This is a genomic window from Teichococcus rhizosphaerae, assembly GCF_002631185.1.
Taxonomy (GTDB): Bacteria; Pseudomonadota; Alphaproteobacteria; order Acetobacterales; family Acetobacteraceae; genus Pseudoroseomonas; species Pseudoroseomonas rhizosphaerae.
In genome coordinates this window covers 1-3,457 of record NZ_PDNU01000109.1, presented here as the reverse complement: position 1 = coordinate 3,457, position 3,457 = coordinate 1, and the positions used below count along the sequence as shown (strand labels likewise).

Sequence of the window (3,457 nt, the reverse complement as noted above, 5' to 3'; positions counted from 1 at the left end):
CTGAGCCGGCCCTTTCTTTTTGCCGCGATGAGTACCTTACCAACGATGGGTCTTGTTGCAGTTCGTCGAGAAAGCGTGCCATCTAACGGATTAATCCAAAAGTCTGTGTTAGGTTTTTCGGCACGCCCAGATGGCCTTGTGCCTTAATTCCGGATTGTCCGACTCATGGAAGACGGATTTCGGAATATTCCTGCTTACCCGCTGTAGCCGCTGGGCCAACATCGCGCCTTTCTGTATTTCAAGGAATGAAATCGTGGCTCTCCATCGCCTGGCCTTTATCTTCCTGTGCCTGCCCCTCATGGCCAGCGCCGCCCCCTTCACCTCCCCCGGTGACCGCGACCTGATCCGCGACCGCCAGCAGCGCCTGCTGGACGAACAGCGCAAGCGCCTGGAGGAACTCCAGCAACTGCCCGGCAAGGGAGCGCCCGCCGCTGCGGATGCCTCCGGCGACGACGAGCGCTGCTTCGAGATCCGCCGCATCGAGCTGGAAGGCGCCGGGCACCTCGACGAAAGCGCGCGTCGCCAGTTGCTGGCGCCCTACCAGGGGCGCTGCCTGGGCGTCGGCCAGCTCAATGCGCTGCTCAAGGCCGTCACCGACCATTACCTGGATCGCGGCTACGTCACCACCCGCGCCTACCTGCCACAGCAGGACCTGGCCTCCGGGACCCTGCGCATCATCGTCGTCGAAGGCCGCCTGGAGGGCCTGGACAGCTCCGCGCTGGCCAGCCCGCGCGAACTGGCGATGAGCTTTCCGGGCAGGACCGGCGAGTTGCTCGACCTGCGCGAACTGGAGCAACTGGTCGACCAGTTGAGTCGCCTGCCGTCGCGCCAGGCGCAACTGGAGCTGGTGCCCGGCAGCGAGGTCGGCGGCAGCCGGGTGCGTCTCAAGGGTGAGCGCGACAAGCCCTGGCAGGTCTCCGCCACGCGCAACAACGACGGCGACGTCAGCACCGGCGAGCAGCAGATGGGCCTGGGCCTGGACTGGGACAGCCCGCTGGGCCTGGCCGACCAGCTCAACCTGCGCGCCAACCGCGACGCGGTGACCGACCGCTGGCGCCATTCCGACAGCCAGAGCCTGTTCTACAGCCTGCCCTGGGGCTGGTGGACTTTCACCTACGGCTACAGCCAGAGCGACTACCGCACGCGCAACGAGGCCAGCGGCTTCCCCTTCAAGCTCGATGGCGACAGCCGCAGCCACCAGTTCCGCGCCGAACGCGTGCTGCACCGAGACGGCGTGAGCAAGACCGCCATGAGCCTGGGGCTCAGCCACCAGCGCACCAACAACTATGTCGAAGACACCCGCCTGGAAGACCAGAGCACGCGGATCACCGAGACCCAGCTCGGCTTCAACCACGGTCGGCGGATCGGCAGCGGTTTCGTCAACCTCGACCTCGGCTGGCAGCAGGGCATCGGCGCCCTTGGCGCGCAGGGTCGCGGCCACCCGCACGCGGGCGATCCGAATGCGCGCTACGACAAGTACAGCCTGACCCTCAGCTACCTGCAGCCGTTCCAGCTATGGGGCGAGCGCTTCAGCTTCGACAGCCTGGCTACCGGGCAGAGGAGCGAGGACGTGCTGTTCAGCCCGCAGCGCATCAGCCTCGGCGGCAACAGCTCGGTGCGCGGCTTCAAGGACCAGACCCTGACCGGCGACAGCGGCGGCTACTGGCGCAACCAGTTGCGCTGGCGGCGCGCGGTGGAATGGGCGCCGCTGCGGCCCTGGCTGCAGGAATACGGCGTGGCCTTCGCCTACGACGTCGGCGTGATCCGCCACGACCGCTACAACGACGGTGCCAGCGGGCGCATGAGCGGCAACGCCATCGAACTGGATGCCCGCGGCCGCTATTTCGCCGCCAGCGTCGGCTTCGCCCGCTCGCTGGAGCGGCCCAGCGCCATCGAGCGGCGCGAGCACCCGATCTATTTCCGGGTCGACGCGTTCTTCTGAAGACGCGGCGACCTCCTGAACGCTTTAGGAAAGCGCCTACCTGCATCGAGGCCCTTTCCTTGGAAAACCTTGCTTAACCTCGCCGGGCCCCTACCCGCCAAGGAGTAACGATATGGACATCCGCAGCCCGCTGAACCAGTGCATCGCCCTGTCCCTGGCCGGCATCCTGTTCCTCAACCCGATCGTCGCCGCGGCGGCGGGGCTGGCGCTGGACAAGGCCGCCGGCGGCAACACCGGCCTGGGCCAGGCGGGCAACGGCGTGCCCATCGTCAATATCGCCACGCCCAACGGCGCCGGGCTGTCGAACAACCATTTCCGCGACTACAACGTCGGCGCCAACGGGCTGATCCTCAACAACGCTACCGGCAAGACCCAGGGTACCCAGCTCGGCGGGATCATCCTCGGCAACCCCAACCTCAAGGGCCAGGCGGCGCAGGTGATCCTCAACCAGGTCACTGGCGGCAACCGCAGCACCCTGGCCGGCTACACCGAGGTGGCCGGGCAGTCGGCGCGGGTGATCGTCGCCAACCCGCACGGCATCACCTGCCAGGGCTGCGGCTTCATCAACACGCCGCGCGCGACCCTCACCACCGGCAAGCCGATCATGGACGGCCAGCGCCTGGAGCGCTTCCAGGTGGATGGCGGCGACATCGTCGTCGAAGGCGCCGAACTGAACGTCGGCAACCTCGAACAGTTCGACCTGATCACCCGCAGCGCCAAGCTCAACGCCAAGCTCTACGCGAAGAACCTCAACATCGTCACCGGCCGCAACGACGTCCAGGCCGACAGCCTGCAGGCCACGCCGCGCGCCGCCGATGGCAGCGAGAAGCCACAGCTGGCGATCGACAGCTCGGCGCTGGGCGGGATGTACGCCGGGGCGATCCGCCTGGTCGGCACCGAGCAGGGCGTGGGGGTGAAGCTGGCCGGCGATATGGCCGCCAGCGGCGGCGACATCCGCATCGACGCCAGCGGCAAGCTGAGCCTGGCCCAGACCTCCAGCCAGGGCGACCTGAAGATCGCGGCCCAGGCCGTGGAGCTGAACGGCAAGACCTACGCCGGTGGCAGCGCCGAGATCCGCAGCGCGGAGGAACTGGTCAACCGGCAGAGCCTGGCGGCGCGCGAACGCATCGCGCTGGAGGCGGCGCATATCGACAACGCCGGGGTGATCGAAGCCGGCGTCGAGCCAGACGAGCGGCGCAACGCGCGCGGCGACCTCGAGCTGCGCAGCGGCACCCTGCGCAACGCCGGCAGCCTGGTGGCCAGCCGCGCGCTGGAAGCGAAGGCGAGCCAGGCGCTGGACAACCAGGGCGGCAGCCTGAAGGGGGCGACCGTCCGGGTCAACGCCGGGCACCTGGACAACCGTGGCGGCAAGCTGCTCGCCGAGGGCGAACTGCGGGTCGAGGCGAGCAGCCTGGACAACCGCCAGGACGGCCTGTTGCAGAGCCGGGACCGCGCCGTGGTCAAGACCCGTGGCGATCTCGACAACCGTGGCGGCCAGGTGATCGGCCTGAACGA

At 68.0% G+C, this 3,457-nt stretch carries 2 protein-coding genes; both read left to right on the top strand.

Annotated elements, in window-relative coordinates; all coding sequences use genetic code 11:
- The first annotated feature begins 253 nt into the window (after positions 1 to 253).
- Entirely contained in the window at positions 254 to 1,942 is a 1,689-nt protein-coding gene (gene tpsB2, locus CR162_RS21825) for a two-partner secretion system transporter TpsB2 (RefSeq protein ID WP_073937341.1), read from the top strand.
- Positions 1,943 to 2,054: 112 nt separating this feature from the next.
- Positions 2,055 to 3,457: filamentous hemagglutinin N-terminal domain-containing protein (locus tag CR162_RS21820; protein ID WP_033990340.1), on the top strand; the 1,403-nt coding region annotated here is incomplete at its 3' end.